General features: G+C 63.8%; 28 protein-coding genes. 16 read left to right on the forward strand and 12 right to left on the reverse strand.

Annotation, left to right across the window (positions count from 1 at the left end):
- Window positions 1-299 precede the first annotated feature (299 nt).
- From tldD to FJ471_RS21355, 3 genes are all read right to left on the reverse strand, one after another.
- A complete protein-coding gene (tldD, locus tag FJ471_RS21345; protein ID WP_140806724.1) occupies window positions 300-1,712 on the reverse strand; it encodes a metalloprotease TldD in 1,413 nt (470 codons plus the stop codon).
- Between the two features lie 163 nt (window positions 1,713-1,875).
- Entirely contained in the window at window positions 1,876-2,343 is a 468-nt protein-coding gene (locus FJ471_RS21350; RefSeq protein WP_140806725.1) for a YbjN domain-containing protein, read from the reverse strand.
- Between the two features lie 71 nt (window positions 2,344-2,414).
- Complete coding sequence (locus FJ471_RS21355; RefSeq protein ID WP_140806726.1) at window positions 2,415-2,954, reverse strand: invasion associated locus B family protein; 540 nt, start codon at window positions 2,952-2,954, stop codon at window positions 2,415-2,417.
- A 328-nt stretch (window positions 2,955-3,282) separates the two neighbouring features.
- Here FJ471_RS21355 and coxB point away from each other — a divergent pair, with 328 nt between their 5' ends.
- The 13 genes from coxB (at window position 3,283) to FJ471_RS21420 (ending at window position 13,590) form a co-directional block, all read left to right on the forward strand.
- Window positions 3,283-4,167, forward strand: a complete 885-nt coding sequence (gene coxB / locus FJ471_RS21360) for a cytochrome c oxidase subunit II (protein WP_140806727.1) — start codon at window positions 3,283-3,285, stop codon at window positions 4,165-4,167.
- Window positions 4,168-4,205: 38 nt separating this feature from the next.
- Window positions 4,206-5,858, forward strand: a complete 1,653-nt coding sequence (ctaD, locus tag FJ471_RS21365; protein ID WP_140806728.1) for a cytochrome c oxidase subunit I — start codon at window positions 4,206-4,208, stop codon at window positions 5,856-5,858.
- A 71-nt stretch (window positions 5,859-5,929) separates the two neighbouring features.
- A complete protein-coding gene (locus tag FJ471_RS21370; protein WP_140806729.1) occupies window positions 5,930-6,874 on the forward strand; it encodes a heme o synthase in 945 nt (314 codons plus the stop codon).
- Window positions 6,871-7,062, forward strand: a complete 192-nt coding sequence (locus FJ471_RS21375) for a hypothetical protein (protein ID WP_140806730.1) — start codon at window positions 6,871-6,873, stop codon at window positions 7,060-7,062. Before FJ471_RS21370 ends, FJ471_RS21375 begins: the two co-directional genes overlap by 4 nt.
- Window positions 7,062-7,691, forward strand: coding sequence for a cytochrome c oxidase assembly protein (locus tag FJ471_RS21380; protein WP_140806731.1), 630 nt, complete (start codon window positions 7,062-7,064; stop codon window positions 7,689-7,691). Before FJ471_RS21375 ends, FJ471_RS21380 begins: the two co-directional genes overlap by 1 nt.
- Before the next feature lies 1 nt (window position 7,692).
- A complete protein-coding gene (locus tag FJ471_RS21385) occupies window positions 7,693-8,574 on the forward strand; it encodes a cytochrome c oxidase subunit 3 (protein ID WP_140806732.1) in 882 nt (293 codons plus the stop codon).
- 136 nt (window positions 8,575-8,710) lie between these two features.
- Window positions 8,711-9,217 (forward strand): L,D-transpeptidase family protein, encoded by a 507-nt coding sequence (locus FJ471_RS21390; RefSeq protein WP_140806733.1) that lies wholly within the window; start codon window positions 8,711-8,713, stop codon window positions 9,215-9,217.
- 14 nt (window positions 9,218-9,231) lie between these two features.
- Window positions 9,232-9,618 (forward strand): DUF983 domain-containing protein, encoded by a 387-nt coding sequence (locus FJ471_RS21395; RefSeq protein ID WP_140806734.1) that lies wholly within the window; start codon window positions 9,232-9,234, stop codon window positions 9,616-9,618.
- Window positions 9,615-10,370, forward strand: coding sequence for an SURF1 family protein (locus FJ471_RS21400; RefSeq protein ID WP_181179626.1), 756 nt, complete (start codon window positions 9,615-9,617; stop codon window positions 10,368-10,370). The genes FJ471_RS21395 and FJ471_RS21400 overlap by 4 nt, the downstream gene beginning before the upstream one ends.
- A gap of 75 nt (window positions 10,371-10,445) precedes the next feature.
- Window positions 10,446-11,450, forward strand: a complete 1,005-nt coding sequence (gene ispH, locus FJ471_RS21405) for a 4-hydroxy-3-methylbut-2-enyl diphosphate reductase (RefSeq protein ID WP_140806735.1) — start codon at window positions 10,446-10,448, stop codon at window positions 11,448-11,450.
- Window positions 11,451-11,456: 6 nt separating this feature from the next.
- Window positions 11,457-12,419 carry a homoserine kinase gene (locus FJ471_RS21410; protein WP_140806736.1) on the forward strand — a complete coding sequence of 321 codons (963 nt, stop codon included), beginning with the start codon at window positions 11,457-11,459 and terminating at the stop codon, window positions 12,417-12,419.
- Window positions 12,416-12,958, forward strand: a complete 543-nt coding sequence (gene rnhA / locus FJ471_RS21415) for a ribonuclease HI (protein WP_140806737.1) — start codon at window positions 12,416-12,418, stop codon at window positions 12,956-12,958. Before FJ471_RS21410 ends, rnhA begins: the two co-directional genes overlap by 4 nt.
- A 41-nt stretch (window positions 12,959-12,999) precedes the next feature.
- Window positions 13,000-13,590: a histidine phosphatase family protein gene (locus FJ471_RS21420; RefSeq protein WP_140806738.1), complete on the forward strand. Its 591-nt coding sequence runs from the start codon at window positions 13,000-13,002 to the stop codon at window positions 13,588-13,590.
- Window positions 13,591-13,593: 3 nt separating this feature from the next.
- Here FJ471_RS21420 and FJ471_RS21425 read toward each other — a convergent pair whose 3' ends face one another.
- The 3 genes from FJ471_RS21425 to FJ471_RS21435 all read right to left on the reverse strand — a co-directional run bounded on the left by FJ471_RS21425 (window position 13,594) and on the right by FJ471_RS21435 (window position 15,501).
- Window positions 13,594-14,070, reverse strand: a complete 477-nt coding sequence (locus FJ471_RS21425) for a DUF2938 domain-containing protein (protein ID WP_140806739.1) — start codon at window positions 14,068-14,070, stop codon at window positions 13,594-13,596.
- Window positions 14,070-14,552 carry a peroxiredoxin gene (locus FJ471_RS21430; RefSeq protein ID WP_140806740.1) on the reverse strand — a complete coding sequence of 161 codons (483 nt, stop codon included), beginning with the start codon at window positions 14,550-14,552 and terminating at the stop codon, window positions 14,070-14,072. The genes FJ471_RS21425 and FJ471_RS21430 overlap by 1 nt, the downstream gene beginning before the upstream one ends.
- Before the next feature lie 142 nt (window positions 14,553-14,694).
- On the reverse strand, window positions 14,695-15,501 hold the full coding sequence (locus tag FJ471_RS21435; RefSeq protein WP_140806741.1) for a protein-disulfide reductase DsbD domain-containing protein: 807 nt from the start codon (window positions 15,499-15,501) through the stop codon (window positions 14,695-14,697).
- Between the two features lie 126 nt (window positions 15,502-15,627).
- Between FJ471_RS21435 and FJ471_RS21440 the strand changes: the two genes are divergently transcribed.
- Window positions 15,628-16,236, forward strand: coding sequence for a YqgE/AlgH family protein (locus tag FJ471_RS21440; RefSeq protein WP_140806742.1), 609 nt, complete (start codon window positions 15,628-15,630; stop codon window positions 16,234-16,236).
- Window positions 16,237-16,414: 178 nt separating this feature from the next.
- Here the strand turns inward: FJ471_RS21440 and FJ471_RS21445 are convergent, their stop codons facing one another.
- The 4 genes from FJ471_RS21445 to thrC are packed head-to-tail and all read right to left on the reverse strand — an operon-like array spanning window position 16,415 to window position 22,624.
- A complete protein-coding gene (locus FJ471_RS21445) occupies window positions 16,415-19,303 on the reverse strand; it encodes an EAL domain-containing protein (protein WP_181179628.1) in 2,889 nt (962 codons plus the stop codon).
- Window positions 19,304-19,305: 2 nt separating this feature from the next.
- Complete coding sequence (locus FJ471_RS21450) at window positions 19,306-19,902, reverse strand: GNAT family protein (protein WP_140806743.1); 597 nt, start codon at window positions 19,900-19,902, stop codon at window positions 19,306-19,308.
- Window positions 19,903-19,919: 17 nt separating this feature from the next.
- On the reverse strand, window positions 19,920-21,212 hold the full coding sequence (locus FJ471_RS21455; protein WP_140806744.1) for a pitrilysin family protein: 1,293 nt from the start codon (window positions 21,210-21,212) through the stop codon (window positions 19,920-19,922).
- Window positions 21,213-21,226: 14 nt separating this feature from the next.
- The gene (thrC, locus tag FJ471_RS21460) at window positions 21,227-22,624 is read right to left on the reverse strand and encodes a threonine synthase (protein WP_140806745.1); all 1,398 of its coding nucleotides are present in this window, start codon (window positions 22,622-22,624) and stop codon (window positions 21,227-21,229) included.
- Between the two features lie 128 nt (window positions 22,625-22,752).
- Here thrC and FJ471_RS21465 point away from each other — a divergent pair, with 128 nt between their 5' ends.
- The gene (locus FJ471_RS21465; protein WP_140806746.1) at window positions 22,753-23,493 is read left to right on the forward strand and encodes a hypothetical protein; all 741 of its coding nucleotides are present in this window, start codon (window positions 22,753-22,755) and stop codon (window positions 23,491-23,493) included.
- Window positions 23,494-23,534: 41 nt separating this feature from the next.
- Here the strand turns inward: FJ471_RS21465 and FJ471_RS21470 are convergent, their stop codons facing one another.
- Window positions 23,535-25,097 carry a winged helix-turn-helix domain-containing tetratricopeptide repeat protein gene (locus tag FJ471_RS21470; RefSeq protein ID WP_140806747.1) on the reverse strand — a complete coding sequence of 521 codons (1,563 nt, stop codon included), beginning with the start codon at window positions 25,095-25,097 and terminating at the stop codon, window positions 23,535-23,537.
- Between the two features lie 109 nt (window positions 25,098-25,206).
- On the opposite strand from FJ471_RS21470, the gene FJ471_RS21475 reads away from it, so the two are divergent.
- On the forward strand, window positions 25,207-25,668 hold the full coding sequence (locus tag FJ471_RS21475; RefSeq protein ID WP_140806748.1) for a cupin domain-containing protein: 462 nt from the start codon (window positions 25,207-25,209) through the stop codon (window positions 25,666-25,668).
- Window positions 25,669-25,690: 22 nt separating this feature from the next.
- Here the strand turns inward: FJ471_RS21475 and FJ471_RS21480 are convergent, their stop codons facing one another.
- A complete protein-coding gene (locus FJ471_RS21480) occupies window positions 25,691-26,380 on the reverse strand; it encodes an HAD family phosphatase (RefSeq protein ID WP_140806749.1) in 690 nt (229 codons plus the stop codon).
- Window positions 26,381-26,447 lie beyond the last annotated feature (67 nt).

Consider the following 26,447-nt stretch of genomic DNA (forward strand, 5'->3'; position numbering starts at 1 on the left):
GATCTTGGGTTTTGACATGATAGCACCGGCCCGAAGGCTATCGTTTTAGCGGATGCTACCGGAAGATGCCGACATGCTCAAACGCGAGCATGGCGCCGTGCTTCAGCGAGCACGCCTGCATCCATCTCTTTCAGTGTCTTCGGTGCGCCCTTGGATGGCAGGGACCCAAAAACATCCTTCGGTTGCGTCGGCGAAACGCCGGCGCGAGCTTTGACAGCACTCCGCGTGGCCTCTTGGTCAAGACGATCACCATGAGTTTTTCAGAAAGCGACATCCTGGCCTTCCCTGCGTTCAGGCGCTCAAACCCTGGTGCCGCCCACCGTCATCTGGTTCATCCTGAGATGCGGCTGGCCGACGCCGACTGGCACGCCCTGTCCAGCCTTGCCGCACATGCCGATGCCGTTGTCGAGCTGCATGTCGTTGCCGATCATGCTGACGCGGTGCATGGCGTCCGGCCCGTTGCCGATCAGCATCGCGCCCTTGATCGGCTGCGTCACCTTGCCGTTCTCGATCATGTAGGCCTCGGTGCAGCCGAACACGAACTTGCCCGAGGTGATGTCGACCTGGCCGCCGCCGAAGGAAACGGCGTAGATGCCGTTCTTGACCGAGGCGATGATCTCGTCCGGCTCCCTGTCGCCGGAAGTCATGTAGGTGTTGGTCATGCGCGGCATCGGCTGGTGCGCATAGCCTTCGCGGCGGCCGTTGCCGGTGGCCTTCATGCCCATCAGCCGGGCGTTCTGGCGGTCCTGCATATAGCCGACCAGTTTACCGTCCTCGATCAGCACGTTGCGCGCCGAAGGCGTCCCTTCGTCGTCGACGGTGAGCGAGCCGCGCCGCTCGGGGATGGTGCCGTCGTCGACCACGGTGACGCCTTTCGCCGCCACTTGGCTACCCATCAGGCCGGCGAAGGCCGATGTCTTCTTGCGGTTGAAGTCGCCTTCGAGCCCGTGGCCGACCGCCTCGTGCAGCATCACGCCCGGCCAGCCGCTGGACAGCACGATGTCGAACGTGCCCGCCGGCGCCGGAACCGCTTCCAGATTGACCAGCGCCTGCCGCAGCGCCTCGGATGCGGCGTGCTTCCAGCTTTCCTCGCCGACGAACTCGCCAAAACTCTTGCGGCCGCCCATGCCGTATGAGCCGCTCTCCTGCCGGTCACCGCTGCCGACCACAACCGACACGTTGATCCTGACCAGCGGGCGGATGTCGCGCACGATCTGGCCGTCGCCGCGCACGATCTCGACATGCTGCCACGAGGCGGCGAGCGAGGCCGTCACCTGGCGCACGCGCGGATCCTTCGCCCGCAGCCAGCCGTCGATCTCCTGCAACAGCTTGGCCTTGGCCTCGAAGGAAGGCGAGGGGATCGGGTTTTCGTCGCCATAGAGGTGGCGGTTGGTGCGGGCGGGCGCGCCGGCGAGCTGGCCGGAATAGCCGCCCTTGACCGCCGAGACGGCATCGGCCGCGCGCTTGAGCGAGGCTTCGGAGAGGTCGCTCGAATGCGCATAGCCGCTGGCCTCGCCGGCCACGGCGCGCAGGCCGAATCCCTGGTCGGTGTTGAAATTGGCCGTCTTAAGCCGGCCATTGTCGAACATCAGCGCTTCGCTCTCGCTGTATTCGAGGAACAGCTCGCCGTCGTCGGCGCCCTTGATGGTCTCGGTGACGATCTCCTTGACGCGATCGTCGGAAATGTCGAATTGGCCGATCAGGCTGTTCATGGCAAATCCATTCGTGGAAACAAATCGTTCTAGAGCATGATGCCGAAAAGTGTGAAGCGGTTTTCGGACGACATCATGCTCTATCTCCTTGATATGGGGGATGTAGGCGCGAAGTCGCCGTCAGACAATCGCCAACGCGATCATAGCGGCGATTGCGCCGCCATCACTTGCCGCTGACGAAGTCCTTGATGTTGCCGGCCATCGCGTTCCAGTTGGAAAACTGCTCCTCGAGATTGGCCCTGGTGATGCCGCCGGCGAAGCTGACATCCATCTTGAAATTCGAGCCGTCGCCCGCATAGGCCTTCACCCAGCGATACTTCTTGTTCCAGGCGTTGGCCTGCTCCTCGGTCAGCGGGTCGGTGTAGCCTGTCGAGAATTGCAGCGACTTGCAGTTTTCGTGGTCCTCGCAGCCATAGAAATAGACTGCGTATTTGACGCCGTCGATCCGCCCGGAAATCATCGGATCGCCATTGTCGTCCTTGTCCATCCTGGCCGATCCGAAGCCCTTGGCGATATCGAGGATCGCCGTCGGGTCGGGCTTCTGGAGGATTTCGGCATCCTCGGCCCGTGCGACCGAAACCGTGCCGGCCAACGCCAGACCGGTCATGAAAGCGGATAGGTTCGCGCGCATCAAGCCTCCTGGCTGCCAACGCGCATTCGCCACCGGACCTCAGCGTGCAGAGCGGCGCATGGGCAAGAAGATCAAGGTAGGGCGGCGAAGCCTTCCGCAAAGCCCTTGAGGTCGACAGGGATGCCGATGCCTTCCTCGGGCGTCTGGAAGACGATAAAGGTGGCGGAAGTGCCGCTCTTCAGCGTGTCGAGCAGCGGCTTTTCGAGGATCACCTCGGCATAGCAGCCGTCCTGGAAGCAGCGCACGAAATAGGCGCGGCCGATATCCTTGCCGTCGACATTGAGGCCGAGGCCGTTGGGCAAGAGCACGCCGAGCGGCGCCAGCACGCGCAGGATCTCGGCCTTGTTGTCGGCGGTGCGCAGCACCACGACCGAAAGCCCCATTTCAGGGCGGTCCTCGGCGACGACGTTCTGCATCATCACGCATTGCTCGGAGGTAGCACCTGCGGGCGTATCGCAGATGATCGACCACGCGCCATGCGTCGACTTCACCGTGCCGCTCGGCGGCGAGGCGTTGTTCGGCGAGGCAGCGGCGCCAACGGCTACGCCGACACCGAGCACGGCGACGGCAAGGACGACCTTCGCCAGGGTTCTCGAAAGCCAGGAAGTCATAACGGCTCCATTGCGAATCACGGCACTTTAAGCCGCGCCGGGGCCAAGTAAAGGACGAGACCGCCGCCGGTCCGCCCCGATACCGGCAATTCCATGCTTTTCCAAAGCAAATTCGCCCGAATTGCGACCGCCCGGCCCATAGCATGGCGGTGGCCGAACACGGCCTCCGGCTTGCGCGCAAAAATGCCGCACGGTTTCCTCCGCTCCTTTCTTGCGGAGGGAAATAGAGTATGGTTTGAACCACCCTAGGGACAGACCGGGATTCCCAATCCCGGCATCGTCCGTTATTGGTGCGATCAGATCGTGGGAAGTGGGAGACGAGAGGGCGATGAGGAAATTCCTGGCAAGCGCTGAATTCTTGGCAGGTGCGGCAGCTTCGGCCGTGCTCTTCTCCAGTGCGACGGCCCGTGCCGACCAGCCGCGGGAATGGGAGGTGACCTTCCAGGCTCCCGCGACCGACATGATGCGGCAGATCGAGCGGTTCGGGAACTACACGATGTGGTTCATCGTCCCGATAACCATCCTCGTGCTGCTGCTGCTGCTGGTCTGCATCGTCAAGTTCCGCGCAAGCGCCAATCCGGTACCGTCCAAGACCAGCCACAACACGCTGATCGAAGTGATCTGGACGGTCGGGCCGGTGATCGTGCTGTTGCTCATCGCCATTCCCTCCTTCCAACTCCTCACCGCGCAGTACACGCCGCCGGAAGAAGCAAAGCTCACCGTCAAGGCGACCGGCAACCAGTGGAACTGGGACTACGAATACCAGGTCGACAAGACCTTCTCCTTCAACTCGGCTATCCTCCAGGACGGCGACCGCGCCAAGGCCGGCAAGGAAGATCGCGCCCTCTATCCGCGCCTGCTGGCGGTCGACAACGAGCTGGTCGTGCCGGTCAACACCATGACCCGCGTGCTGATCACCGCGACCGACGTCATCCATTCCTTCGCTATGCCGTCCTTTGGTATCAAGATGGATGCGGTGCCCGGCCGCACCAACGAGACTTGGTTCAAGGCCGAGAAAGAAGGCCTCTATTATGGCCAGTGCTCGCAGCTCTGCGGCAAGGACCATGCCTTTATGCCGATCGCGATCCGCGTCGTCTCCGAGGCGCAGTTCAAGACCTGGCTGGCGACGGCCGAGACCGACGTGCCCGGCGCCAACAAGGCGCTGATGGCCGAGATCGATGGTACCAATAAGGTAGCGGCCGCCGGCAACTGATGTCGCGGGTTAGCAAGAATTAGGGAACGGAGCGGAACATGGCAGAGGCTGCAGCTCACGACGATCACGACCACAAGCCCTATCATGGCTGGGTCCGGTGGGTGTACTCCACCAACCACAAGGATATCGGCACGCTCTACCTGATCTTCGCGATCTGCGCCGGCATCATCGGCGGCGCGCTTTCGGTCGTCATCCGCATGGAGTTGCAGGAGCCGGGCATCCAGATTTTCACCGGTCTGGCGCAGATGGTCTATGGCATGAACGGCGATGCCGCCATCGACGGCGGCAAAAGCATGTACAATGCCTTCGGCACCGCGCACGCGCTGATCATGATCTTCTTCATGGTCATGCCAGCGCTGATCGGCGGCTTCGCCAACTGGATGGTGCCGATCATGATCGGCGCGCCGGACATGGCCTTCCCGCGCATGAACAACATCTCCTTCTGGCTTCTGCCGCCGGCCTTCTTCCTGCTGCTGGCCTCGCTGTTCATGCCGAGCGCGCCCGGCGCCTTTGGCGTCGGTGGCGGCTGGACGCTTTATCCGCCGCTTTCGACATCGGGCCAGCCTGGCCCTGCGATGGATCTGGCGATCCTGTCGATCCACATCGCCGGCGCTTCGTCGATCCTCGGCGCCATCAACTTCATCACCACCATCTTCAACATGCGCGCGCCGGGCATGACGCTGCACAAGATGCCGCTATTTGCCTGGTCGGTGCTGGTCACCGCCTTCCTGCTCTTGTTGTCGCTGCCGGTGCTGGCGGGCGCCATCACCATGCTGCTCACCGACCGCAATTTCGGCACCTCCTTCTTCGTGCCGGACAATGGCGGTGACCCGATCCTCTTCCAGCACCTGTTCTGGTTCTTCGGCCATCCCGAGGTGTACATCCTGATCCTGCCTGGCTTCGGCATCATCAGCCATATCGTCTCGACCTTCTCGAAGAAGCCCGTCTTCGGCTATCTCGGCATGGCCTATGCCATGGTCGCGATCGGCGCCGTCGGCTTCATCGTCTGGGCGCACCACATGTACACAACCGGCCTGTCGCTCGACACGCAGCGTTACTTCGTGTTCGCCACCATGGTCATCGCGGTGCCGACGGGTGTGAAGATATTTTCCTGGATCGCCACCATGTGGGGCGGCTCGATCTCCTTCAAGCCGCCGATGCTGTGGGCGCTGGGCTTCATCTTCCTGTTCACCATCGGTGGCGTGACCGGCGTTCAGCTCGCAAATGCCGGCCTCGACCGCTCGCTGCACGACACCTATTTCGTCATCGCGCACTTCCACTATGTGCTGTCGCTGGGCGCCGTGTTCGCGATCTTCGCCGGCTGGTACTACTGGTTCCCGAAGATGACCGGCTACATGTATTCGCCAGTCATCGCCAACACCCACTTCTGGGTCACCTTCGTCGGCGTCAACCTGATCTTCTTCCCGCAGCATTTCCTCGGCCTTGCCGGCATGCCGCGCCGCACAATCGACTATCCCGACGCGTTTGCCGGCTGGAACTATGTCTCGTCCATCGGCTCCTACATCTCGGCGGTCGGCGTCCTGATCTTCCTTTACTGCGTCTTCGAGGCCTTCCAAAAGAAGCGGGTCGCAGGCGCCAATCCGTGGGGCGAGGGCGCCACGACGCTTGAATGGCAGCTGCCTTCGCCGCCGCCGTTCCACCAGTGGGAACAGCTGCCGAAGATCAAGTAGGCGCTGCCCGAAATACGAGACCGCCGGCCCGCCGGCGGTCTTGGCCAACGGAATAACGGACTTAAGTACGCATGGCCCTTGCTGACGACAGATTGATGGAGGACGCGGGCTTTCGCATATCGGAAGCGACCGCGGGCGATTTCTTCGCCCTGTTGAAACCGCGCGTCATGTCGCTGGTCGTCTTCACAGCCTTTGTAGGCCTGATCGCGGCGCCCGTCGCCATCAACCCGCTGATAGCGATGGTCGCCATCCTGGCGATCGCCATCGGCGCAGGCGCCTCGGGCGCTCTCAACATGTGGTACGACGCCGACATTGACGCGGTGATGACCAGGACTGCCAGCCGTCCCGTGCCGGCCGGCCGCGTCTCGCCGGGCGAGGCGCTGGGCTTCGGCCTGGTGCTTTCGGCGCTTTCGGTGATGACGCTCGGCGTGCTGGTCAACTGGCTGTCGGCATCGCTGCTTGCCTTCACCATCTTCTTCTACGCTGTCATCTACACCATGTGGCTGAAGCGCTGGACGCCGCAGAACATCGTCATCGGCGGCGCCGCCGGCGCCATCCCACCGGTGATCGGCTGGGCGGCAGTGACCGGATCGGTCAGCCTCGAAAGCGTGATCCTGTTCCTGATCATCTTCCTGTGGACGCCGCCGCATTTCTGGGCGCTGGCGCTGTTCAAGTCCGACGACTATGCCCGCGCCGGCATCCCGATGATGCCTAATGTCGCCGGCCACGCCTCGACGCGCCGCCAAATCTTCGCCTATGCGCTGATCTTGGCGCCTGTCGGCGTGCTGCCCTGGGTGCTCGGCTACACCACCGCCGGCTATGGCGTGGTTTCCGCTCTGCTAGGTCTAGGCTTCGCGTGGTATGCCTGGAAGGTGCTGGGCATGCGCGACGACGACCGCGCGATGAAGCCGGCAAAAGCCCTGTTTGCCTATTCGCTGCTCTATCTCTTCGCTATTTTCGCCGTCTATCTCGTCGACTGCGTGGTCGGGCGCGCCCTGATGATGGGGGGTGTATGATCGTGGCCGACAAGAAGCTCGAACTGGTAACGCTGACGGAACGCCAGCAGAAGGCGCGCCGCAACCGCTCCATTGCCATAGGTGTCGCGCTGGCGGCACTTGTCGTCATCTTCTATGCCGTCACCATCGTGCGCTTCGGCCACCACGGCGCCAGCCTGACATCGTCGGGTCTGTTGGGAGGCGGCTGATGAGCGGCGACTTGAGCAAGCCTCGCAAGGTCAACAGCAACGCCATCGTCGCGGCTGTCTGCCTTGCCTTCTTCACCGGCATGGTCGGCATGGCCTATGCAGCGGTGCCGCTCTACAAGATGTTCTGCCAAGTGACCGGTTATGGCGGCACCACGCGGCGCGCCGAGAAGCAATATGCCGGCCGCGTGCTCGACCGCGACATCACCATCCGCTTCGATGCCAACACCAACGGCATTCCGTGGCAGTTCGAGCCCGTCGCCCGCTCGGTGACGATCAAGATCGGCGCGACGGCGCAGGCGCATTACAGCGCCACCAACAAGTTCGACCGCACCATCACCGGCCGCGCCTCGTTCAACGTGCAGCCGGAGATGGCCGGCGCCTATTTCAACAAGGTGGAGTGCTTCTGCTTCACCGACACGACACTGAAGCCCGGCGAGACGCTGGACATGCCGGTCGTGTTCTATGTCGATCCAGACATCGTCAACGTGCCGGAACTCAAGGACTTGAAGACCATCACCCTGTCCTACACGATGTTCCCGGTCGAAAAGAAACAGCCGGTCGCCTCGTCGGCGCCGGCCGCTGGCAGCAGCAACAAAGTTCCAGATTCCGAAGCAAGCCTCGGGGGTTGATATGGCAGACGCGCACGCAAAACCACAACACGACTACCATCTCGTCAATCCCAGCCCGTGGCCTTTCCTGGGCTCGATCGGCGCGCTGATCACCGCCATCGGCGGCGTCTGCCTGATGCAGTATCTGAAGGCTGGCGACTTCCCGGTGTTCGGCCACAATATCGCCAATCCGTGGCTGTTCTTCATCGGCATGATCATCGTGCTCTACACGATGTTCGCCTGGTGGTCCGACACCATCAAGGAAGCGCATGAGGGTCACCACACGCGCGTCGTGTCGCTGCACCTGCGCTACGGCATGATCATGTTCATCGCCTCCGAGGTGATGTTCTTCGTCGCCTGGTTCTGGGCCTTCTTCGACGCCAGCCTGTTCCCAGGCGAAGCCTCGCAATATGCCCGCGCCGCCTTCACCGGCGGCGTCTGGCCGCCGAAGGGCATGGAGGTCCTCGACCCCTTCCACCTGCCGCTCTACAACACCATCATCCTGCTTTTGTCGGGCACGACGGTGACCTGGGCGCACCACGCGCTGCTGCATGGCGACCGCAAGGGCCTGATCAACGGCCTGGTGCTGACCGTTGGCCTCGGCATGCTGTTCACCATGGTGCAGGCCTACGAGTACATGCATGCGCCCTTCGCGTTCAAGGATTCGATCTACGGCGCCACCTTCTTCATGGCGACCGGCTTCCATGGCTTTCATGTCATCATCGGCACCATCTTCCTGCTGGTCTGCCTGGTGCGCGCGATGCGCGGCGACTTCACGCCGAAGCAGCATTTCGGCTTCGAGGCGGCTGCCTGGTATTGGCACTTCGTCGACGTGGTCTGGCTGTTCCTGTTCAGCGCGATCTATGTCTGGGCCTCGAACGGCGCGATGATCGAAGGTCACTGATAAAAAGCAATTCCGGGAAAAGCGCGTAGCGATTTTCCCGGAATTGCGTTCAGCAGTTTTTCAGGAATTTCGAGGGCGGTCGCGGCGACGCGGCCGCCTTCTTCTTTTCGGCGCAATGGCCGGCCATCGGTAGGTCATGTGGGCGCGAATTCCCTTGGCTGTATGCGCGTATCTGATCGCGACGTCTCCGGTACAGGAGCCGGATGTGTTACCTGCGCAAAAGGTCGATCTGGTACGGGTCGAGAAATCGCAACGGCAATTGCAATTGATCGGCGGCGACAAAATCCTGCGCAGCTACAGCATCGCGCTGGGCGGCCATCCTGTCGGCCACAAGCATCGCGAAGGCGACGAGCGAACGCCGGAAGGCCGCTATGTGCTCGACTGGCGCAATCCCAACAGTGTCGCCTACAAGTCGATCCACATCTCCTATCCCAACATTGACGATGCCGCGGAGGCAAAGGCCCGCGGCGTCGATCCTGGCGGCTTGATCATGATCCACGGCCAGCCGGATGGCTTCGGCCGGCTGGGCTGGCTGCTTCAAATGGTCGACTGGACCGACGGTTGTATTGCCGTTACGAACTCCGATATGGATGAAATCTGGACAATGGTGGCCGACGGCACACCGATCGAGATCATTGAATGAGCGAAGATCATTAGATGAGTGAAGATAAGGCGATCTGGCCACCCATCGATCCGATCTCGGCCGGCCTGCATGGCCGCTGTCCGCGCTGCGGCGAAGGCAAGCTGTTTTCGGGTTTCCTCACCGTCGGCAAGCGCTGCTACAATTGCGGGCTCGACTATTCCTTCGCCGATGCGGGCGACGGACCGGCCGTGTTCGTCATCCTGATCATCGGCTTCGTCGTCGTCGGCCTCGCATTGTGGATGGAGGTGACGTTCAATCCGCCGCTCTGGCTGCACTTTATGGTGTGGATACCGCTGGCGCTGGTGCTGTGTCTGACGGCGCTGCGCCTGATCAAGGGCGTGCTGATCACCTTGCAGTATTCGAAGAAGGCCTCCGAGGGCAGGCTGGATTCCAGCGAATGAGCGAGACGACCAGTTTGGTTGGCGGCCGTTCACGGCCCCGCACGGCGTTGGTGCTTGGCCTCGGCCTTGTCCTGTTCGCGGTCCTGATCGGGCTCGGCACCTGGCAGGTCCAGCGCCTGCACTGGAAGGAAGGCCTGCTCGCAACCGTCGACAAGCGCACGCATTCCGCACCGTTGCCGCTGGCCGACGTCGAGAAGGAATTCGCCGCTTCCCATGATGTCGATTACACGCCGGTGACGGTGACCGGCACTTTCCTGCATCAGGGCGAACGGCATTTCTTTTCCACCTGGCAAGGTGACAGCGGCTTCAACGTCTACACCCCCCTGCAGCTCGAGAATGGCCGCTTCGTGCTCGTCAACCGCGGCTTCGTTCCCTACGACCTCAAGGATCCGGCCAAGCGCAAGCAGGGCGAGGTTGCCGGCAAGGTTACGGTGACCGGGCTCGCCCGCAATCCGCTGCCCGCAAAGCCGTCGATGATGCTTCCCGACAACGATGTCGCCAAGAACATCTTCTATTGGAAGGACCGCGATGCCATGGCGGCGAGCGCCGGTCTGCCGGCGGGGTTTGTGCTGGTGCCGTTCTTCATCGATGCCGACAAGACGCCGAACCCGGGCGGCCTGCCGGTCGGCGGCGTCACCATCATCGACCTGCCGAACAACCATTTGCAGTATGCCGTCACCTGGTACGGGCTGGCCGCGGCGCTCGCGGCCGTGCTGATCCTGAGACTCCGCCGCCCGGCGAAAGAGCAGTGAGCGCCGCCGCTCTTGACAGGGCAGGGGTGCGCACCTCATTTCGCCTGAAGCTTTCCGACTAAACCGGCCGCATTCATGACCCAGAAAAAGCCCCCGCTGACGATCAGGCTCTGCCAGCCGCGCGGCTTCTGCGCCGGCGTCGACCGCGCCATCCAGATCGTCGTGCTAGCGCTGAAGAAATACGGCGCGCCGGTCTATGTCCGCCACGAGATCGTGCACAACCGCTACGTCGTCGAAGGGCTGCAGAGCCTGGGCGCCGTCTTCATCGAGGAACTGTCCGAGATCCCGCCCGAGCATCGCCAGTCGCCCGTTGTGTTTTCCGCGCATGGCGTGCCGAAGTCGGTGCCGGCGGACGCCGAGGCGCGCAATCTCTTCTACCTCGATGCCACGTGCCCGCTCGTGTCCAAGGTGCACAAGCAGGCGATGCGCCACCAGCGGCTCGGCCGCCATGTGCTTTTGATCGGCCACGCCGGGCACCCGGAAGTGATCGGCACGATGGGCCAATTGCCGGAGGGCGCCGTGACGCTGATCGAGACCGAGGCCGATGCGGCGCGCTTCGTGCCGGTCGACGCTTCGGCGCTCGGCTTCGTCACCCAGACGACCTTGTCGGTCGAGGACACAGCCGGCATCATCCGGGCCCTCCAGGAGCGCTTTCCCGAACTGCACGCGGCCGCGGCCGAATCGATCTGCTACGCCACCACCAACCGCCAGGAAGCGGTGAAGGAGACGGCGGCGGGCGCCGATCTTTTCCTCATCGTCGGCGCTCCCAATTCGTCCAACTCGCGTCGCCTTGTCGAAGTGGCGGAGCGTGCGGGCGCCACGATGTCGCTTCTCGTGCAGCGCGCCGCCGAAATTCCGTGGGATGAGATCGCCGGGATCAGGACGCTCGGCCTGTCGGCCGGCGCCTCGGCGCCGGAAATCATCGTCGACGAGATCATCGACGCGTTCCGGCAGCGCTTCGACGTCACCATCGATCTGGCCATCACGGCCACGGAAACGGAGGACTTTCCGGTAATGCGGGTGTTGCGCGATGTCGAACTGACGGCGGCCGACATGGCCTTCGTCAATGGAGCGGCGTGAAACCGGATGGCCGTCTACACCGATGTCAACGAGAACGAACTCAGTGCGTTCCTGAAAGCCTATCCGGTTGGCGAACTGCTCTCCTACAAGGGCATCGCCGAAGGCACCGAGAATTCCAATTTCCTGGTCCACGCCTCGACCGGCTCCTACATCCTGACGCTCTATGAAAAGCGCGTCGACAAGGCCGACCTGCCGTTCTTTCTCGGCCTGATGGGCCATCTCGCCAGGAAGGGCATTTCCTGCCCGCTGCCGGTCACCGCGCATGACGGCACCGTCATCGGCACGCTCGCCGGCCGTCCAGCCGTCATCATCACCTTCCTCGAAGGCCTGTCGCTGAGGCGCCCGACGGCTGCGCATTGCGCGGAAGTCGGCAAGGCGCTCGCCAGCCTTCATCTCGCCGGCCAGGATTTCCTGATGAGAAGGCCGAACGCGCTGGCGATCGACGGCTGGCGTAAGCTGTGGGACGCCTCGCGCGATCGTGCCGACGAGGTCGAGCCGGGCCTGGCGGCCGAGGTCGACGCCGACTTCGCCGATTTCGAGCGCAACTGGCCGGCCGGCCTGCCGCAGGGCATCATCCACGCCGACCTGTTCCCGGACAACGTCTTCTTCCTCGGCGAAAAACTGTCGGGGCTGATCGACTTCTATTTCGCCTGCGACGACCTCTACGCCTACGATGTGGCCACCTGCCTCAACGCCTGGTGCTTCGAGAAGGATTTTTCCTTCAACCTGACCAAGGGGGCGGCGCTGCTGGCCGGCTACCAGTCGGTGCGGCCGCTTTCGAGCGACGAGAAGGCCGCGCTGCCGATGCTGGCGCGCGGCTCGGCGCTGCGCTTTATGCTGACCAGGCTCTATGACTGGCTGACCATTCCAGATGGCGGCCTGGTGATGAAGCGCGATCCGACCGAATATATCCGCCGCATGCGATTCCATCGAGCAATCCGATCGCCATCCGAATACGGGCTGACATGACCAAGCAGGTTGAAATCTTCACCGACGGCGCCTGTTCGGGCAATCCTGGGCCCGGCGGCTGGGGCGCCATCCTTCGCTTCAACGGCAAGACCAAGGAATTGTCCGGCGGCGAGGCCGAGACGACTAACAACCGCATGGAATTGCTGGCGGCCATATCGGCGCTGAATGCGCTGAAGGAGCCTTGCGCCGTCGAGCTGCACACCGACAGCAAATACGTCATGGATGGCATTTCCAAATGGATCCATGGCTGGAAGAAGAACGGCTGGAAGACCGCCGACAAGAAGCCGGTGAAGAATGGCGAGCTCTGGCAGGCGCTCGACGAAGCCAACCGGCGCCACAAGGTGACCTGGAACTGGGTCAAAGGCCATGCCGGCCATCCCGAGAACGAGCGCGCCGACGAGCTCGCGCGCGAAGGCATGGCGCCGTTCAAGAAGGGCTCGGCTGCCTTGCCGCCGAAGCCGGCAGCGGCGCCGAAGCCGGCCGCGGCGGCAAGGCAGCCCGTGACCCCAAGGGCACGGCGCTCCACCCAGAGCTATTGATTTCGGCGGGCTCGCCTGCACTCTGGCCGGAGAAGCATGTCGTGCCGATAGCCTATTACATCACACACCCGCAGGTGCGCATCGACGCCGGCGTTCCCGTGCCTCAATGGGGATTGTCCGACATCGGCAGGGCGAGGGCTGTCGCGATGCTCGACCAGCCATGGATCGGCTCGATCAGGCGCGTGGTCTCGTCCGCCGAACGCAAGGCGACCGCAACCGCGGAAATCCTGGCGCAGCATCTCGGTCTTGTTGTCGAGATGCGCGAGCGGATGCACGAGAACGACCGGTCGGCAACGGGCTTCCTGCCGCCGCCGGAATTCGAGGCGGTTGCCGATCAGTTCTTCGCCAAGCCGCATGACAGCATCCGAGGCTGGGAAAGGGCGATAGACGCCCAGCAACGCATCATGGGCGAGGTCGATGCGGTGCTTGCGGCCGGTGAATCCGACATCGCCTTCGTCGGCCATGGCGGTGTCGGCACGCTGTTGCTCCTCCATCTCAGTGGACGGGAAATCAGCCGTATCGCGGATCAGCCGGCGGGCGGCGGCAACTACTTCGCCTTTGACATTGAGGCGCGCCGCATCCTCCACGGCTGGCGGCCGATCGACGAACCAGCGCCGCATCACGACATTTGATCGTTACCGGATCAGCAGCGCCGTCGAGAACATGCCGAGCGCGAACACCGTGTGCGCCATGAGGTTGAGCGCGCGCGCCTTCGTCGGATTGGGGAGCTTGGATGCCGCCCAGCCGGCGCCCATGCCCGGCGCCAGCAGGAACCAGCCGGCTCCGACGGTGACGATGCCGAGGATGAAGGCAGGCAGGAAGGTCGGCGCCGCCAGCCAGCCCGCCCCGGCGAGCACCACCAGGATCACGCCGTAGAGGATGCCGACCAGATAGTGGAAGGCCCAGCCCAGCGCCCTTTCATGCGCATAGGGCGCGGCCTTGCCGATATCGTCGTGGAATACCTTCTCGGGCAGATGCCGGACCCAGCGGCCGACCATGCCCCAATTGGGCAAGGGCTGGCCGATCGCCTTGTTGAGGATGATCGCCCAGATATCCATGAACACGGTGGCGCCGATGCCGATCGCCACCGCGCGCCAGACGACGTCGAGCATCAGAGCTGCTCGAGGATCTTGGCGGCGCCGCTCTCGTTGACGCCAGGCTTTGTCTCTACATTGAGCGCGGTGACCTTGCCGTCGTCGACGATCATCGAAAACCGCTTGGAGCGCAGGCCCATGCCGGCTGCGGAAAGATCGTTGTCGAGCCCCACGGCCTTGGCGAAATCGCCGCTGCCATCGGCGAGATAGAGGATCTTGCCTTCGCCGCCGGAGAAGCGCGCCCAAGCACCCATGACATGCACGTCGTTGACCGAGACGACGGCGATCGTGTCGACGCCGCGCGCCAGAATGGCGTCATGGTTTTCCAGATAGCCCGGCAAATGGTTGTTGCTGCAGGTCGGCGTGAAGGCGCCGGGGACGCCGAACAGCACCACCTTCTTGCCGGCGAAGATCTCGTTGCCCTTGATATCCTTCGCGCCATCGGCGGTCATCGTCTTGAAGGTCACGTCGGGCAGTTTTTCGCCAACCGAAATGGTCATGGGGAGCCTCGTTTGGGGGAGTTGGGAAGGACTGACGCCTTCGATATCGGACTGCGCGGCTGCCAGCAACCTCTCACAGCAAGTCCAGGAAAAGTGCGCGGCGGTTTTCCGTCCGGAATTGCGGCTAAGAAGCACCGCTGGATCAAGGGAAAGGCAGCAGCCCGTCCACCGAACCCTCGGCGCTAGTCAGCGTGTAGTAGAGCCCGCCATCGGTCGGCGTTGCCGAAGGCCGGTCGAGGATCGGCACGGTGAAGACGAGCTTGCCGTCCTTCTCGCTGCGCACCGGCGCGCCGAACATGTAGTCGCGCTCGCCGGCGATGAAGAAATCGACGGATTCCGGATCGCCGGGCGACTGCGCCTGGACGACAAGGGTCTCGTGGTCGCCGGGCAGCACGCTGATGCCGAAATCGGACCGGGCCGGGGAGGGCAGCGTCGCGAGCGCGATTTTCACCAATGCGGCGTCGGTCGCGTTGTCCGGATCGGAACTGGGATCGACGCTGAGCTGGGTCTGCACCGGGATGCAGATCGTCTCGCAGATGCCGAGGAAGACATGGGCGTCGATGGTCGCCGGCTGGCCGGGCGAAGACAGCGTGAAGGTCACCGGCAGCGACACCGGACGATCGTAGCCGGCCCATTTGCCGTAGCCGTCGTCATGCCGCCGTGGCGGCGGGAACGACAATTGGGCGTCGGCGATGTTGGTGCTGCCGGATATGTCGAGCTGCGGCGGCACGCCTGCATCGCCCGGATCGCGCCAATAGGTCTTCCAACCGGGCTTCAACGCGATGTCGAGCACGCCGTGGATCTTGCCGGCATCGTCGGGCTTGCCGGTGGTCACCAGCCGAACCTTGCCGCCCTCACTGTTGTACCAGACCGAGGAGGAGGCCTCGGCCGGGAGGCTTGCAGCCCACCCCAAAACGACGCCGAGAACCAGTCTTTTCATGTATCGCATGGCGGTGATTTGACCGTCCGTTCTTGGCCGCGCAATGACTTCGTCGCTCTCCCGGTATCATATTTGCGTTACATCGGGGACTGGCACCATCTTTTCGGCGCTGCCGAAACGCGTTACGCTCAAGCCATGGACTTGCTGCGCCACAAGAAGGCGGCCGCCGGACGCGGCTTCCTCGACGACCAGTTCCTGATTGCCATGCCTGGCATGAAGGACGACCGTTTCGCGCGCTCCGTCATCTACATCTGCGCCCACAGCAACGAGGGCGCGATGGGGCTGATCATCAACCAGACGCAGCAGATGCTGTTTCCGGACCTGCTTGTGCAGCTCGGCATCATGAACGAGCAAGAAGCGATCCGCCTGCCGGCGCATACGCGCGATTTCGTCGTGCGCAATGGCGGGCCGGTCGACCGCAGCCGCGGCTTCGTGCTGCACTCGGGCGATTATCGCGTGGAATCCTCGCTCAACGTCTCCGACGACATCTGCCTGACCGCGACCGTCGACATCCTGCGCGCCATCTCCACCGGCCGCGGCCCGCGCCATGCGCTGATGGCGCTCGGCTATTCCGGCTGGGGCGCCGGCCAGCTCGAAACGGAGATCGCCGAGAATGGCTGGCTCACCTGTCCGGCGACGCCCGAGCTTCTCTTCGACACCGACATCGAGCGCAAATACGACCGCATCCTGGCTTCGATCGGCATCGACCTCGCCCATTTGAGCGCCGCTGCGGGGCACGCTTGACCTAACGAGCCGACGCAGAGGCCGTTTCGAAATTCGCTCCTGCGAGTCATATGGTGGTGATTTCGAGAACCGGAGCGGAGCGTACTTAAGGGGAGCGGAGCGTACTTAAGGTACGTGAGCACCGGAAGCGCAGAAAGCGCCGCCAGATGGCCGCAGGAGTAGAGTTTCCAAACGGCCTCTAAGCCTTGGTCAGTGGATACTGCTCCCTCAACGTCTTCAGCACCTGGTCGCCGGGCATCGGCGCGCCGAACATGAAGCTCTGGACATATTCGCAGCCCATCTGGCGCAGCTCCAGCGCGTCGCTTTCGTCCGAAATGCCTTCCGCGACGACCGAAAGCCCAAGCTCGTGCGCCATGTTGACCATGGATTTGAGCAGCACGGCGCGCTTCGGGGTCGCGTCGTCGACGAAGCTCTTGTCGATCTTGATCGTGTCGAAGGGGAAGCGCGTCAGGTAGGAGAGCGAGGAATAGCCGGTGCCGAAATCGTCGAGCGACAGCCCGATGCCGAGCTGTTTCAGCTTGCTCAGCACATGCGCGGTCTGCTCGGGATTGTCCATCACTAACGATTCGGTGAGCTCGAGCCGGAAGCAGCGCGGCTTGAGATTGGCGCGCGCGATGACCGAGCGGACGTCGCTTACAAGATCGCGGCGGATGAGCTGGCGGCTCGACAAATTGACCGAGACCGACAGCGGCGCGTCGCCGATCTGCTTTTGCCAGGCAGCCAGGTCTTCGGCCGCCTGCTGCATGGCGAACAGGCCGAGCTGCACGATCAGCCCGCAATTCTCGGCCACCGGGATGAAGTCCCCCGGCGGGATCATGCCGCGGCGCGGATGGTCCCAGCGCAGCAGCGCCTCGAAGCCGGCGACACTGCCGTCCTCCAGCCGCACGATCGGCTGGTAGGCAAGCGTGAACTCGCGCCGCTCGATGGCGCGGCGAAGATCGGATTCGAACTGCAGCCGGTCGGTGCCGACGGTGCGGAAGGCCGGCCGGAACGGCTCGATCCTGTCGCCGCCGAAGCGCTTGGCCTGGTGCATGGCAAGCTCGGCGTCCTTGACCATGTCCTCGGCCGAGGTCTGCGCCGTCGTCCACGTGATCAGGCCTATCGAGGCGGTCAGCACGATCTCGCGCTTGGCGAAGGTGATCGGATTGTTGATGGCGTGCTTGATGGCGTCGGCCATGGCCGCGATGCGGGCAGGGTCCTGTTCCGAAAGCAGCATCAGCGCGAACTGGTCGCCGGCAAAGCGCGACAGCGAGTCCTTCGGCTTCAGCAGCCGGTGCAGCCGGCGCGCGACCGTGAGGAGAATGGTGTCGCCGGCGGAAATGCCGAGACCGTCATTGACCTGCTTGAAGCGGTCGATGTCGATGATGAAGACCGTCGGTCGCACCTTGTCCTCGGTGCGGGCGATCGAAATGATCGCCTCCAGCCGGTTCATGAACAATTCGCGGTTCGGCAGGCCGGTCAGATTGTCGTGCACGGCGTCGTGCAGCAGCCTTTCCTCGGATTTCTTCTGCTCGGTGACGTCGACCATGGTGCCGACGCAGCGGATCACTTCGCCGTCGGAGCCGATCACCGGGCGGGCGCGCAGCGAGAACCAGTGATAGTGGCCGTCGGCGCCGCGCAGGCGGAAGTTCTGCGCCACCTTGCCGCGGCGGTGCTCGAGCACCACGTCGAGCGTGGTGCGGAACGTATCGCGGTCGTCGGCATGCAGCACGGGCAGCCAGTTGCGGGCAGCCCCGCCAAGGCTGTTGGGCGCAAGGCCGAGCTGCAGGCTGATGTCGGGCTTGGTGACGACGCGGTCGCGCAGCACGTCCCAGTCCCAGACGATGTCGCCCGAGCCGGCGACGGCGAGCGCCTGCCGCTCGAGGTCGGAGAACAGCCCCTGGTGCAGCGCGCCGCCGGCAAAGGCGTGCTGCATGACGGTGAAGCCGATCAGGAGGATGATCAGGATCAGCCCGCCGCCCAGCGCCGGCTGCGCGATGTCGTTGTCCAGCATGCCGGTGATCGCCATCCACGACCCGCACAGCCATAACAGCACCATCACCCAGCTTGGCACCAGCATGATCGCGCGGTCATAGCCGCGAATGCCGAGGAAGATGATGAGGCCGAGGCCGGTGAGCGCGGTGGCGGCGAACGAGATGCGGGCAATGCCGGCGGCGACCGCCGGATCGACGATGGCAACGCCCGCGATCAAGAGCAGCCCGAGGATCCAGACCAGCGCTCCATAGCTGAAATGGCCATGCCAACGGTTGAGATTGAGATAGGCGAACAGGAACACCACGAAGGTTCCGGCCAGGGCCACCTCCGTGCCGGCCCGCCATATCTGCTCGTTGCCGGGCGATATCTCGATGATCTTGTTGAGGAAGCCGAAGTCGACGCAGATATAGGCGAGCACCGCCCAGGCGAGCGCCGCGGTCGCCGGGAACATCGAGGTTCCCTTGACCACGAACAGGATGGTCAGGAACAGCGCCAGGAGGCCCGAAATGCCGATGACGATGCCGCGGAACAGCGTGTAGGAATTGACCGAGTCCTTGTAGGAATCCGGCTCCCAGAGATACACCTGCGGCAGCTTCGGCGAGGCGAGCTCGGCGATGAAGGTCACCACCGTTCCGGGGTTCAGCGTCACCCGGAACACGTCGGCGTCCGGGCTTGTCTGGCGGTCGAGGGCGAAGCCCTCGCTGGGCGTGATCGCGGCGATGCGGGTCGAGCCGAGATCAGGCCAGAAGATACCGGAATTCACCAGGCGGAAATGCGGGGCGACGATCAGCCGGTCGAGCTGCTGGTCGGTGGTGTTGGCGAGCGCGAACACGGCCCAGTCGCCGCTCGAGCGCGCGTCATTGGCTTCCACCTCGATGCGCCGCACGATGCCGTCGGGACCGGGCGCCGTCGAGACCTGGAAATTCTCGCCCTGGTTCCGGTAGATTTCCACGGCGCCGGAGAGGTCCAGCGCCTTGTCGTCACGCGCGATCTTGATCGGCTCGACGGCGAAAGCCGGCATGGCCGAAAAAAGCGTGACGACGACCGTCATGATGAGGGCGAACAGCGACGCTAATCGCGGGAAATTCGTCACAATCAGCCCTTCGTTCCATCGCCCGGCGGATCGTCCGCGATCCGGGCGTAGAGGTAGTGATCCTGCCAGATGCCGTTGATCCTGAGATAGGATCGCAGAAGTCCTTCGCGCCGGAATCCGGCTTTTTCAAGCACGCGGATCGACCGGGCGTTTTCGGGAATACAGGCAGCTTCGATCCGGTGCAACCTGAGCGTATCGAAGGCAAAGCGCGACACCAGCTTGACCGCCTCGGTCATCAGGCCTCGGCCGCCGAAGCGTTCGCCGATCCAATAGCCGATATGACCGCTCTGCGCGACGCCATGGCGGATGTTGCCGAGCGTGATGCCGCCGGCAAGCTTGCCGCTCGATTTTTCGAAGATGAAGAAGGCGATGGCCGTGCCTTGCGCGTAATCCTCGCGGTAGCGGCTGATGCGCAGCCGCCAGGCGGTGCGGTCGAGCTCGTCCGGCTGCCAGCGCGGCTCCCAGGGTTCGAGGAAGGCGCGGCTTTCGCCGCGCACCGCCGCCCATTCGCGGTAGTCGTTGGTCAGGGGCACGCGCAGCGTGACCTTTTCGCCTCTCAGTGCCGGCAGGTCGCGGCGAAAGAAAGGGAGCGCGAACACGGCGCGTGTTCTAAGATTCAGACGGCGAGCCGGCGGGCCGTCGTCTGCGGACCCGCAAGCGATTCGAGGATCGCCTCGTAGGGCGCAAGCGTGCCCACGGGGCCAACCGCGGTAAGCGTCGGCTTGGTCGAGAACAGCCGCGAGGAGAGGTCGGTCAGCCGTTCGACGGTCAGCGCCGAAAGCCGCTCCATCAATTCCTCCTTGGCGATCGGCCGTCCGAACAGAAGCAGCTGCCGGGCAATCTGCGAGGCGCGGCTGGCCGGGCTTTCGGCCGACATGATGAGGCCCGCGCGGTATTGCGCCCGCGCCCGGTCGAGCTCTTCCTGCTGGATGCTTTCGCCGGCCTTCTGCAGTTCGTCGATGATCACCGGCACCAGCTTGGCGATATCGCTCTGCCCGGTCGCGGCATGCACGCCGAAAATGCCGGTGTCGGAAAAACCCCAGTGGAAGGCATAGACCGAGTAGCAGAGGCCACGCTTCTCGCGCACTTCCTGGAACAGCCTCGACGACATGCCGCCGCCCAGGATCATCGACAGCACCTGCGAGGCATAGAAATCGCGCACATGGTAGGCGCGGCCCTCGAAGCCGAGCACGATCTGCGCATCCATCAGGTCGCGGTCCTCGCGGAAATCGCCGCCGACATACTGCGCATATTGCGGGATGTTGCCCTCGGCCTTGGCGCGGAAGCCGCCGAGCCGGTTTTCCACCTCACGCACGAAAGCGTCGTGCTTGATGTCGCCGGCCGCCACGATCACCATCCGCTCGGCGGCATATTGCCGCTCGATGAAGTCGTGCAGCTGTTTGGAGGTGAAGGATTTGACCGTCTCGGGCGTGCCCAGGATCGAGCGGCCGATGGTCTGGTGGCGGAAGGCGGTTTCGGTGAAGCGGTCGAAGACGATGTCGTCGGGCGTGTCGTGCGCGGCGCCGATCTCCTGCAGGATCACATGCTGCTCGCGCTCCAGCTCCTCGGGATCGAATTCGGATTCCTGCAGGATGTCGGCCAGGATATCGACCGCCAGCGGCACGTCGCCGGAAAGCACCCTGGCGTAGTATGAGGTCGTCTCGACGCTGGTGGCGGCGTTGATCTCGCCGCCGACATTCTCGATTTCCGAGGCGATCTCGAAGGCGCTGCGGCGCTTGGTGCCCTTGAACGCCATGTGTTCGAGGAGATGGGCCATGCCATGCTCTTCGTCGCGCTCGTTGCGGGCGCCAGACTTCACCCAGGCACCAAGGGCAACCGATTCGATGCTTGGAAGGGTTTCGGTGGCGACTGTCAGGCCGTTCGACAGACGGCTTACCTCAACACCCATATGGCAAGTACTCCCTAACGCGCCGCCCGCGTGTGGCGGCTCACGTAATCTTCCACCATTTTCAAGTCGGATGGAAGTATCGTGTATTTTTCGTCGGCTGTCATCAAGCCGCCTAGCCATGCGGGCAGGGCAGGGGTGATGCCGCTCGCTGCCTCGACCGCTGCCGGGAATTTCGCCGGATGCGCGGTGCCGAGCACCACCATGGGCACCGGACCGGAGGCGTGGGCGGCCGCGACATGAACGGCGGCGGCGGTGTGCGGATCGAGCAGGTAGTTGCTTTTCTCGAGCGTCGCGCGGATGGTGGCGGCGACCTCTTCGACGGTGGCGCGGCCGGCGTCGAACTCGGCGCGGATGCGCCTGATCTCGCCTGCCTCGATGGTGAAGGCGCCCGACTGCTTCAGCCCGTTCATGTAGCGCCTGACCGTCTCGGCGTCGCGACCCGCGGCCTCGAACAGCAGCCGCTCGAAATTCGACGACACCTGGATGTCCATCGACGGCGAGGTCGTGGCGAACACGCCCTTGGTGCGGTATTCACCGCTCGCAAGCGTGCGCGCCAGGATGTCGTTGTCGTTGGTGGCGATGATCAGCCGCTCGATCGGCAGGCCCATGCGCTTGGCGGCGTAGCCGGCGAAAATATCGCCGAAATTGCCAGTCGGCACGGTGAAGGAGACCGGCCGGTCCGGCGCGCCGAGCGACACGGCGGAAGAGAAATAGTAGACGATCTGGGCCATGATGCGGGCCCAGTTGATCGAATTGACGCCCGATAACGACACCCGGTCGCGGAAAGCGTGGTCGTTGAACATGTCCTTCACCAGGCCCTGGCAATCGTCGAAATTGCCCTCGACCGACAGCGCATGGACGTTGGCGGCGCTCGACGTCGTCATCTGACGCTGCTGCACCGGCGAGACCTTGCCGTGCGGGAACAGAATGAAGATGTCGGTGCGGTCGCGGCCGGCAAAGGCGTCGATCGCGGCGCCACCGGTGTCGCCCGACGTGGCGCCGACGATGGTGGCGCGCTTGCCGCGCTCGGCGAGCACATGGTCCATCAGCCGCGCCAGCAACTGCATCGCCACGTCCTTGAAGGCCAGTGTCGGGCCGTGGAACAGCTCGAGGATGAAGGTGTTTTTTCCAGTCTGCACCAGCGGGCAGACGGCTTCATGCCGGAAAGTCGCATAGGCCTCGCGCACCAGCCGCTCGAAGACGGGCGCCGCGATCTCGCCGCCGAGGAAGGGCGTGAGCACGCGGATGGCAAGGTCGGGATAGGCAAGCCCACGCATGGCGCGGATGTCGGCGGCCGAAAACTGCGGCCATTCGCGCGGAACGTAAAGCCCGCCGTCGCGCGCCAGGCCCGCCAGCACCGCGTCGGAAAATCCAAGCGCGGGGGCATCCCCGCGGGTACTCACATATTGCATCGTCAAAGGCCCATTGCTGCCGGTCGCGTCATCCACGGCATTTGGTTAATTTTCCGAGCCGGCTCAGTCGCATTTTTGCCGCGCGGTTGCTATACGTCACCGGCTTTGTGAGAGGGAAGTGCAGTTTCATGGCGTTTTATTCGGTCAACCGTCGTTTTGTCGCGGGTCTGGCGCTCACCGGCTTTATGCTTGCCGCCGCCGGCTGCCAATCGAGCGACAATGGCATCCTGGATCTCGGTTTCGGCAAGAAGAGCGATCCGACCGCGCCGCCGCCGCCGCAGGATTCCAAGATACTCGCCAGCCAGTTGCGCGCCTACTGCCCGAAGGTGACGCTGCGCGACGGCACCGCCTATTTCAACACCTATGCCAAGGGCACAGCGGCAAAGCCGAAGAAAAAGAAGCTTGATCCCGCGGCGCAGGCCGAGGCCGAGGCAGCGGCCGCCCAGACCGGCCCCAACGGCCAGCCGATCGATCCCGCTCACGATCCGTCGAAGATCGTCTACCAGGCCTCGGTCACCGACGTGACGCGCGATTGCACCCACGCCAACGGCCAGATGTCGATGAAGATCGCCGTCGCCGGCAAGGTCGTGCCGGGGCCGATGTTCGCGCCCGGCACCGTGACCATGCCGATCCGCATCGCGGTCCAGCATGGCGACGAGGTGCTTTATTCGCAGTTGCATCAGTACCAGGTGCAGGTCACCGACCCGTCGGCTGCCACCCAGTTCGTCTTCGTGGACAGCAATGTCGTGGTGCCTGAGCCGACCGCGCGCGATTACCAGGCCTATGCCGGCTATGACGAAAACACGCCGGTCGCCTCGGCGGACAAGTCGAAAGGCAAGAGGAAGAAGCGCGCTCCGGCGACCAATTAATATCTGCGCTCATCGACGGCTGATCGTGGCCTGGCGGCCGGCTACTCCGGCAATCCGGCTGCCCGTAGCGCGCTGCCAAGGGCCTCGGCGAGCGCGGGCGCGCAATTCACGCCTGCAAACTGGCGGCTGTAGCGAAAGGCAGGCTGGAGCTCGATCACGCGAGCGGCTGCCGCCTTCGCTTCGTCCAATCGGCCAAGCTTGGCCAGCGCCGCGGCCAATTGCACAAAGGTGATGCTGTGCGCCGGATTGGCTTGGACGGACTTGTAGGCAGCACGGCAAGCCTCGTCGTAACGGCCGCGCAGCAAATGGCTCATCGCCTGCGCGTCAAATGCGGCCCAGGCCCACGAATCGAACGGGCTCAGCCGCATGCCATGCTCGCTCCACTCTATCGCGCGCTCCGCTTCGCCGTTCCATCCGAGAACGACGCTGCCAAGGATGTAGGTCAGAGCCGATGATGGGCTGATGGCGAGCGCTGCTTCCAATGCCGCGAATGCGGCGGCGCGATCATGCGCATCCATTCCGATGGAAAAGCCCGCCCATGTCAGGGCCAGTGCATCATCTTGTCCATGGACGATGGCCGACCGCGCGTGGCGAATCGAAGACGCGCGGTTGATTTCCTGCAGGCCGGCCCGAAGGAACAGGCAATGGTGGCACATCGCGGCGTTGCCATGCGCCAGCGCATAGGCTGGTTCGAGTGCGATCGCACGGTCGAGAAGCGCCAGCGCCCTGGTGACCTGCTCCGGCATGCCTGAATCGACATCAGGCTGGGCCTGCAGCACGAGATCGTAGGCATCGAGACTATCGGGGCGCTTGCGCCTGACACGTTCGATTTCGGCCTTCCGCACGCTTGGCGCAATCGCGCCCACTGCTGCCAGCGCGATCTCGTCCTGAATCGCGAAAATGTCGTCGGAGCTGCGATCGTAGCGCTCGGCCCAGACATGCGCGCCGGTCGAAGCGTCGATCATCTGCGCGGTGACCCGCACGCTTCCGCCGGCCTTGCGCACACTGCCTTCGAGCACATAGCGAACGCCAAGCTCGCGACCGACCTGCTTCACGTCGACGGCGCGACCCTTGTACGAGAAGGTCGAATTTCGCGCGATGACGAACAGCCATTTGATGCGCGCCAGGCCTGTGATGATGTCGTCCACCATCCCATCGGCAAAATACTCCTGCTGCGGATCGCCGCTCAAAATCGAGAATGGCAGGACCGCGACGGAGGGCTTCTCAGGCAAGCTCGGCGCCGACGCAGCGCGGGTGGCGGCCGAGATATCGGGAACATTGGTGGCGACGGCCGGTCCGACATAGCGATAGCCGCGGCGCGGCAATGTTTCGATCCAGTTCGCCGCATTCGCCGCATCGGCCAGTGTCCGGCGCAAGGCTGCGATCTGAACCGTCAGATTGTTATCGGCAACCGCCGATCCGCCCCAGCCGGCGTCGATCAGCGCGTCCTTGGACACGGGTTGGCCCCCGTTCTGGATCAGCAGCCGCAGCAACGCGACGGCGCGCTGCCCGAGCATCGTCGGCTCGGCCTCGTAAAAGAGAATGCCCACCTCAGGATCGAGGCGGAACGGGCCGAACTGGTAGAGGTCGCCCCTGACGGTCATTGGAGTCTTTTAGCAAATTTTTGGCAACGGATTCACGACTTTCCGGCGTGAGCGGTCGATGTTGCGTGAATGCTTGCCAGATACAAGCGCCCTGTCAGAGGAGGATCATATGAGCGCCGATGCCGTCATCCGCATGCCCGACGAGAAGAAAGGAGTCATGCTGCGTGGCCACCCCATGGCTTTCCTCGTCACCGACGAAAATACCAGGCATACGAGCATGTTCGACTGGACGATCCCGCCGGAGTTCGCCACCGGGCGGCATGTTCACCGGGTGCAGGAGGAGACCTTCTATCTGCTCGAGGGCGAGTGTGAATGGCATGTCGGCGACCGGGCGATCCGGGCAACGCCGGGAACCTTCCTGTTCATCCCGCCGGGAGTGCCGCACAACATCACCAATGTCAGCAAGAAGCCGGCGCGCGTGCTGATGACCGTCTCTCCGCCCGGTCACGAGCATTATTTCGAAGAGCTCGCCGAGCTGGCGGCGCAGGGTGCGCCGGATTCGAAAGCGCTCGCCGATCTGCGAAATCGCTACGACACCGACCAACTGTCGACGCTGACGACCGGCGCGTAGGCGTCGTCCTCGACCTTCTGGTCTAAGCGTCTTCCGACCATTCCGACAGCGCGGCGATCGTGCTGTTGAGCTCCGCCCAGCGCCGGATGACCGTTTCGGCGCCGGCCTCGGTCAGCGCATCGGCATGGCCGGGATAGCTGTGCCCTGCGCCGGTGAAGCCGATGACGCGCATGCCGGCCGCCCTGGCGCCGGCAATGCCATGCACGGAATCCTCGATGACGAAGGTGTTCTTCGGGTTGGCGCCGAGCTTTTCGGCGGCGTAGAGGAACACGTCCGGCGCCGGTTTGGGCTTCTTGCTCGGGATATCCAGCCCCGAAAAGATGCGGCCGGCGAAGAACGGCAGCAGCCGCACCTTCTCCAGCATGAATTCGACCCGCTCCGTGCTGGAGTTCGAGCAGACGGCGCGTGGCGCGGAGACGGCGGCGACCGCCTCGCGGGCACCGTCGATGATGCGCACGTCCACGCGCAGCTTGCGGTCGACCAGTTCCTCGGCGCGGTCGATCAGCGAGGCCTGGAACGGGATCTGCGATTTCTCCTCGACCCGCAGCATGATGTCCTTGAAGGTCAGGCCGGCATAGGTTTCACTAAGCTCCTCAGCCGAAATCTCGAACCCAGCCGACGTCAAAAGCTCCGCCTCGATGCGGGCGGCGATGATTTCGGAATCGACGAGCACGCCGTCGCAATCGAAAATGACAAGGTCTGGCTGGGGCATGGCTATCCGAAAGCGTTTGGGGGAGGCCTGAATGGCTTAGAGCATGATGCCGAAAAGTGTGGAGCGG

The sequence above is a fragment of the Mesorhizobium sp. B2-7-1 genome (genome assembly GCF_006440735.1).
Lineage (GTDB): Bacteria > Pseudomonadota > Alphaproteobacteria > Rhizobiales > Rhizobiaceae > Mesorhizobium.

Bases quoted from the DNA above. Each gene is read 5' to 3' on its own strand.
- FJ471_RS21385 (WP_140806732.1), top strand. From the start codon at position 7,693: ATGGCAGACGCGCACGCAAAACCACAACACGACTACCATCTCGTCAAT.
- tldD (WP_140806724.1), bottom strand. From the start codon at position 1,712: ATGAACAGCCTGATCGGCCAATTCGACATTTCCGACGATCGCGTCAAG.
- FJ471_RS21350 (WP_140806725.1), bottom strand. From the start codon at position 2,343: ATGCGCGCGAACCTATCCGCTTTCATGACCGGTCTGGCGTTGGCCGGC.
- FJ471_RS21430 (WP_140806740.1), bottom strand. From the start codon at position 14,552: ATGACCATTTCGGTTGGCGAAAAACTGCCCGACGTGACCTTCAAGACG.
- coxB (WP_140806727.1), top strand. From the start codon at position 3,283: ATGAGGAAATTCCTGGCAAGCGCTGAATTCTTGGCAGGTGCGGCAGCT.
- FJ471_RS21375 (WP_140806730.1), top strand. From the start codon at position 6,871: ATGATCGTGGCCGACAAGAAGCTCGAACTGGTAACGCTGACGGAACGC.
- FJ471_RS21470 (WP_140806747.1), bottom strand. From the start codon at position 25,097: ATGACCGTCAGGGGCGACCTCTACCAGTTCGGCCCGTTCCGCCTCGAT.
- ctaD (WP_140806728.1), top strand. From the start codon at position 4,206: ATGGCAGAGGCTGCAGCTCACGACGATCACGACCACAAGCCCTATCAT.
- FJ471_RS21355 (WP_140806726.1), bottom strand. From the start codon at position 2,954: ATGACTTCCTGGCTTTCGAGAACCCTGGCGAAGGTCGTCCTTGCCGTC.
- FJ471_RS21475 (WP_140806748.1), top strand. From the start codon at position 25,207: ATGAGCGCCGATGCCGTCATCCGCATGCCCGACGAGAAGAAAGGAGTC.
- FJ471_RS21480 (WP_140806749.1), bottom strand. From the start codon at position 26,380: ATGCCCCAGCCAGACCTTGTCATTTTCGATTGCGACGGCGTGCTCGTC.
- ispH (WP_140806735.1), top strand. From the start codon at position 10,446: ATGACCCAGAAAAAGCCCCCGCTGACGATCAGGCTCTGCCAGCCGCGC.
- thrC (WP_140806745.1), bottom strand. From the start codon at position 22,624: ATGCAATATGTGAGTACCCGCGGGGATGCCCCCGCGCTTGGATTTTCC.
- FJ471_RS21395 (WP_140806734.1), top strand. From the start codon at position 9,232: ATGAGTGAAGATAAGGCGATCTGGCCACCCATCGATCCGATCTCGGCC.
- FJ471_RS21455 (WP_140806744.1), bottom strand. From the start codon at position 21,212: ATGGGTGTTGAGGTAAGCCGTCTGTCGAACGGCCTGACAGTCGCCACC.
- FJ471_RS21390 (WP_140806733.1), top strand. From the start codon at position 8,711: ATGTGGGCGCGAATTCCCTTGGCTGTATGCGCGTATCTGATCGCGACG.
- FJ471_RS21410 (WP_140806736.1), top strand. From the start codon at position 11,457: ATGGCCGTCTACACCGATGTCAACGAGAACGAACTCAGTGCGTTCCTG.
- FJ471_RS21435 (WP_140806741.1), bottom strand. From the start codon at position 15,501: ATGCGATACATGAAAAGACTGGTTCTCGGCGTCGTTTTGGGGTGGGCT.
- FJ471_RS21400 (WP_181179626.1), top strand. From the start codon at position 9,615: ATGAGCGAGACGACCAGTTTGGTTGGCGGCCGTTCACGGCCCCGCACG.
- FJ471_RS21370 (WP_140806729.1), top strand. From the start codon at position 5,930: ATGGCCCTTGCTGACGACAGATTGATGGAGGACGCGGGCTTTCGCATA.
- FJ471_RS21465 (WP_140806746.1), top strand. From the start codon at position 22,753: ATGGCGTTTTATTCGGTCAACCGTCGTTTTGTCGCGGGTCTGGCGCTC.
- FJ471_RS21440 (WP_140806742.1), top strand. From the start codon at position 15,628: ATGGACTTGCTGCGCCACAAGAAGGCGGCCGCCGGACGCGGCTTCCTC.
- FJ471_RS21380 (WP_140806731.1), top strand. From the start codon at position 7,062: ATGAGCGGCGACTTGAGCAAGCCTCGCAAGGTCAACAGCAACGCCATC.
- FJ471_RS21425 (WP_140806739.1), bottom strand. From the start codon at position 14,070: ATGCTCGACGTCGTCTGGCGCGCGGTGGCGATCGGCATCGGCGCCACC.
- rnhA (WP_140806737.1), top strand. From the start codon at position 12,416: ATGACCAAGCAGGTTGAAATCTTCACCGACGGCGCCTGTTCGGGCAAT.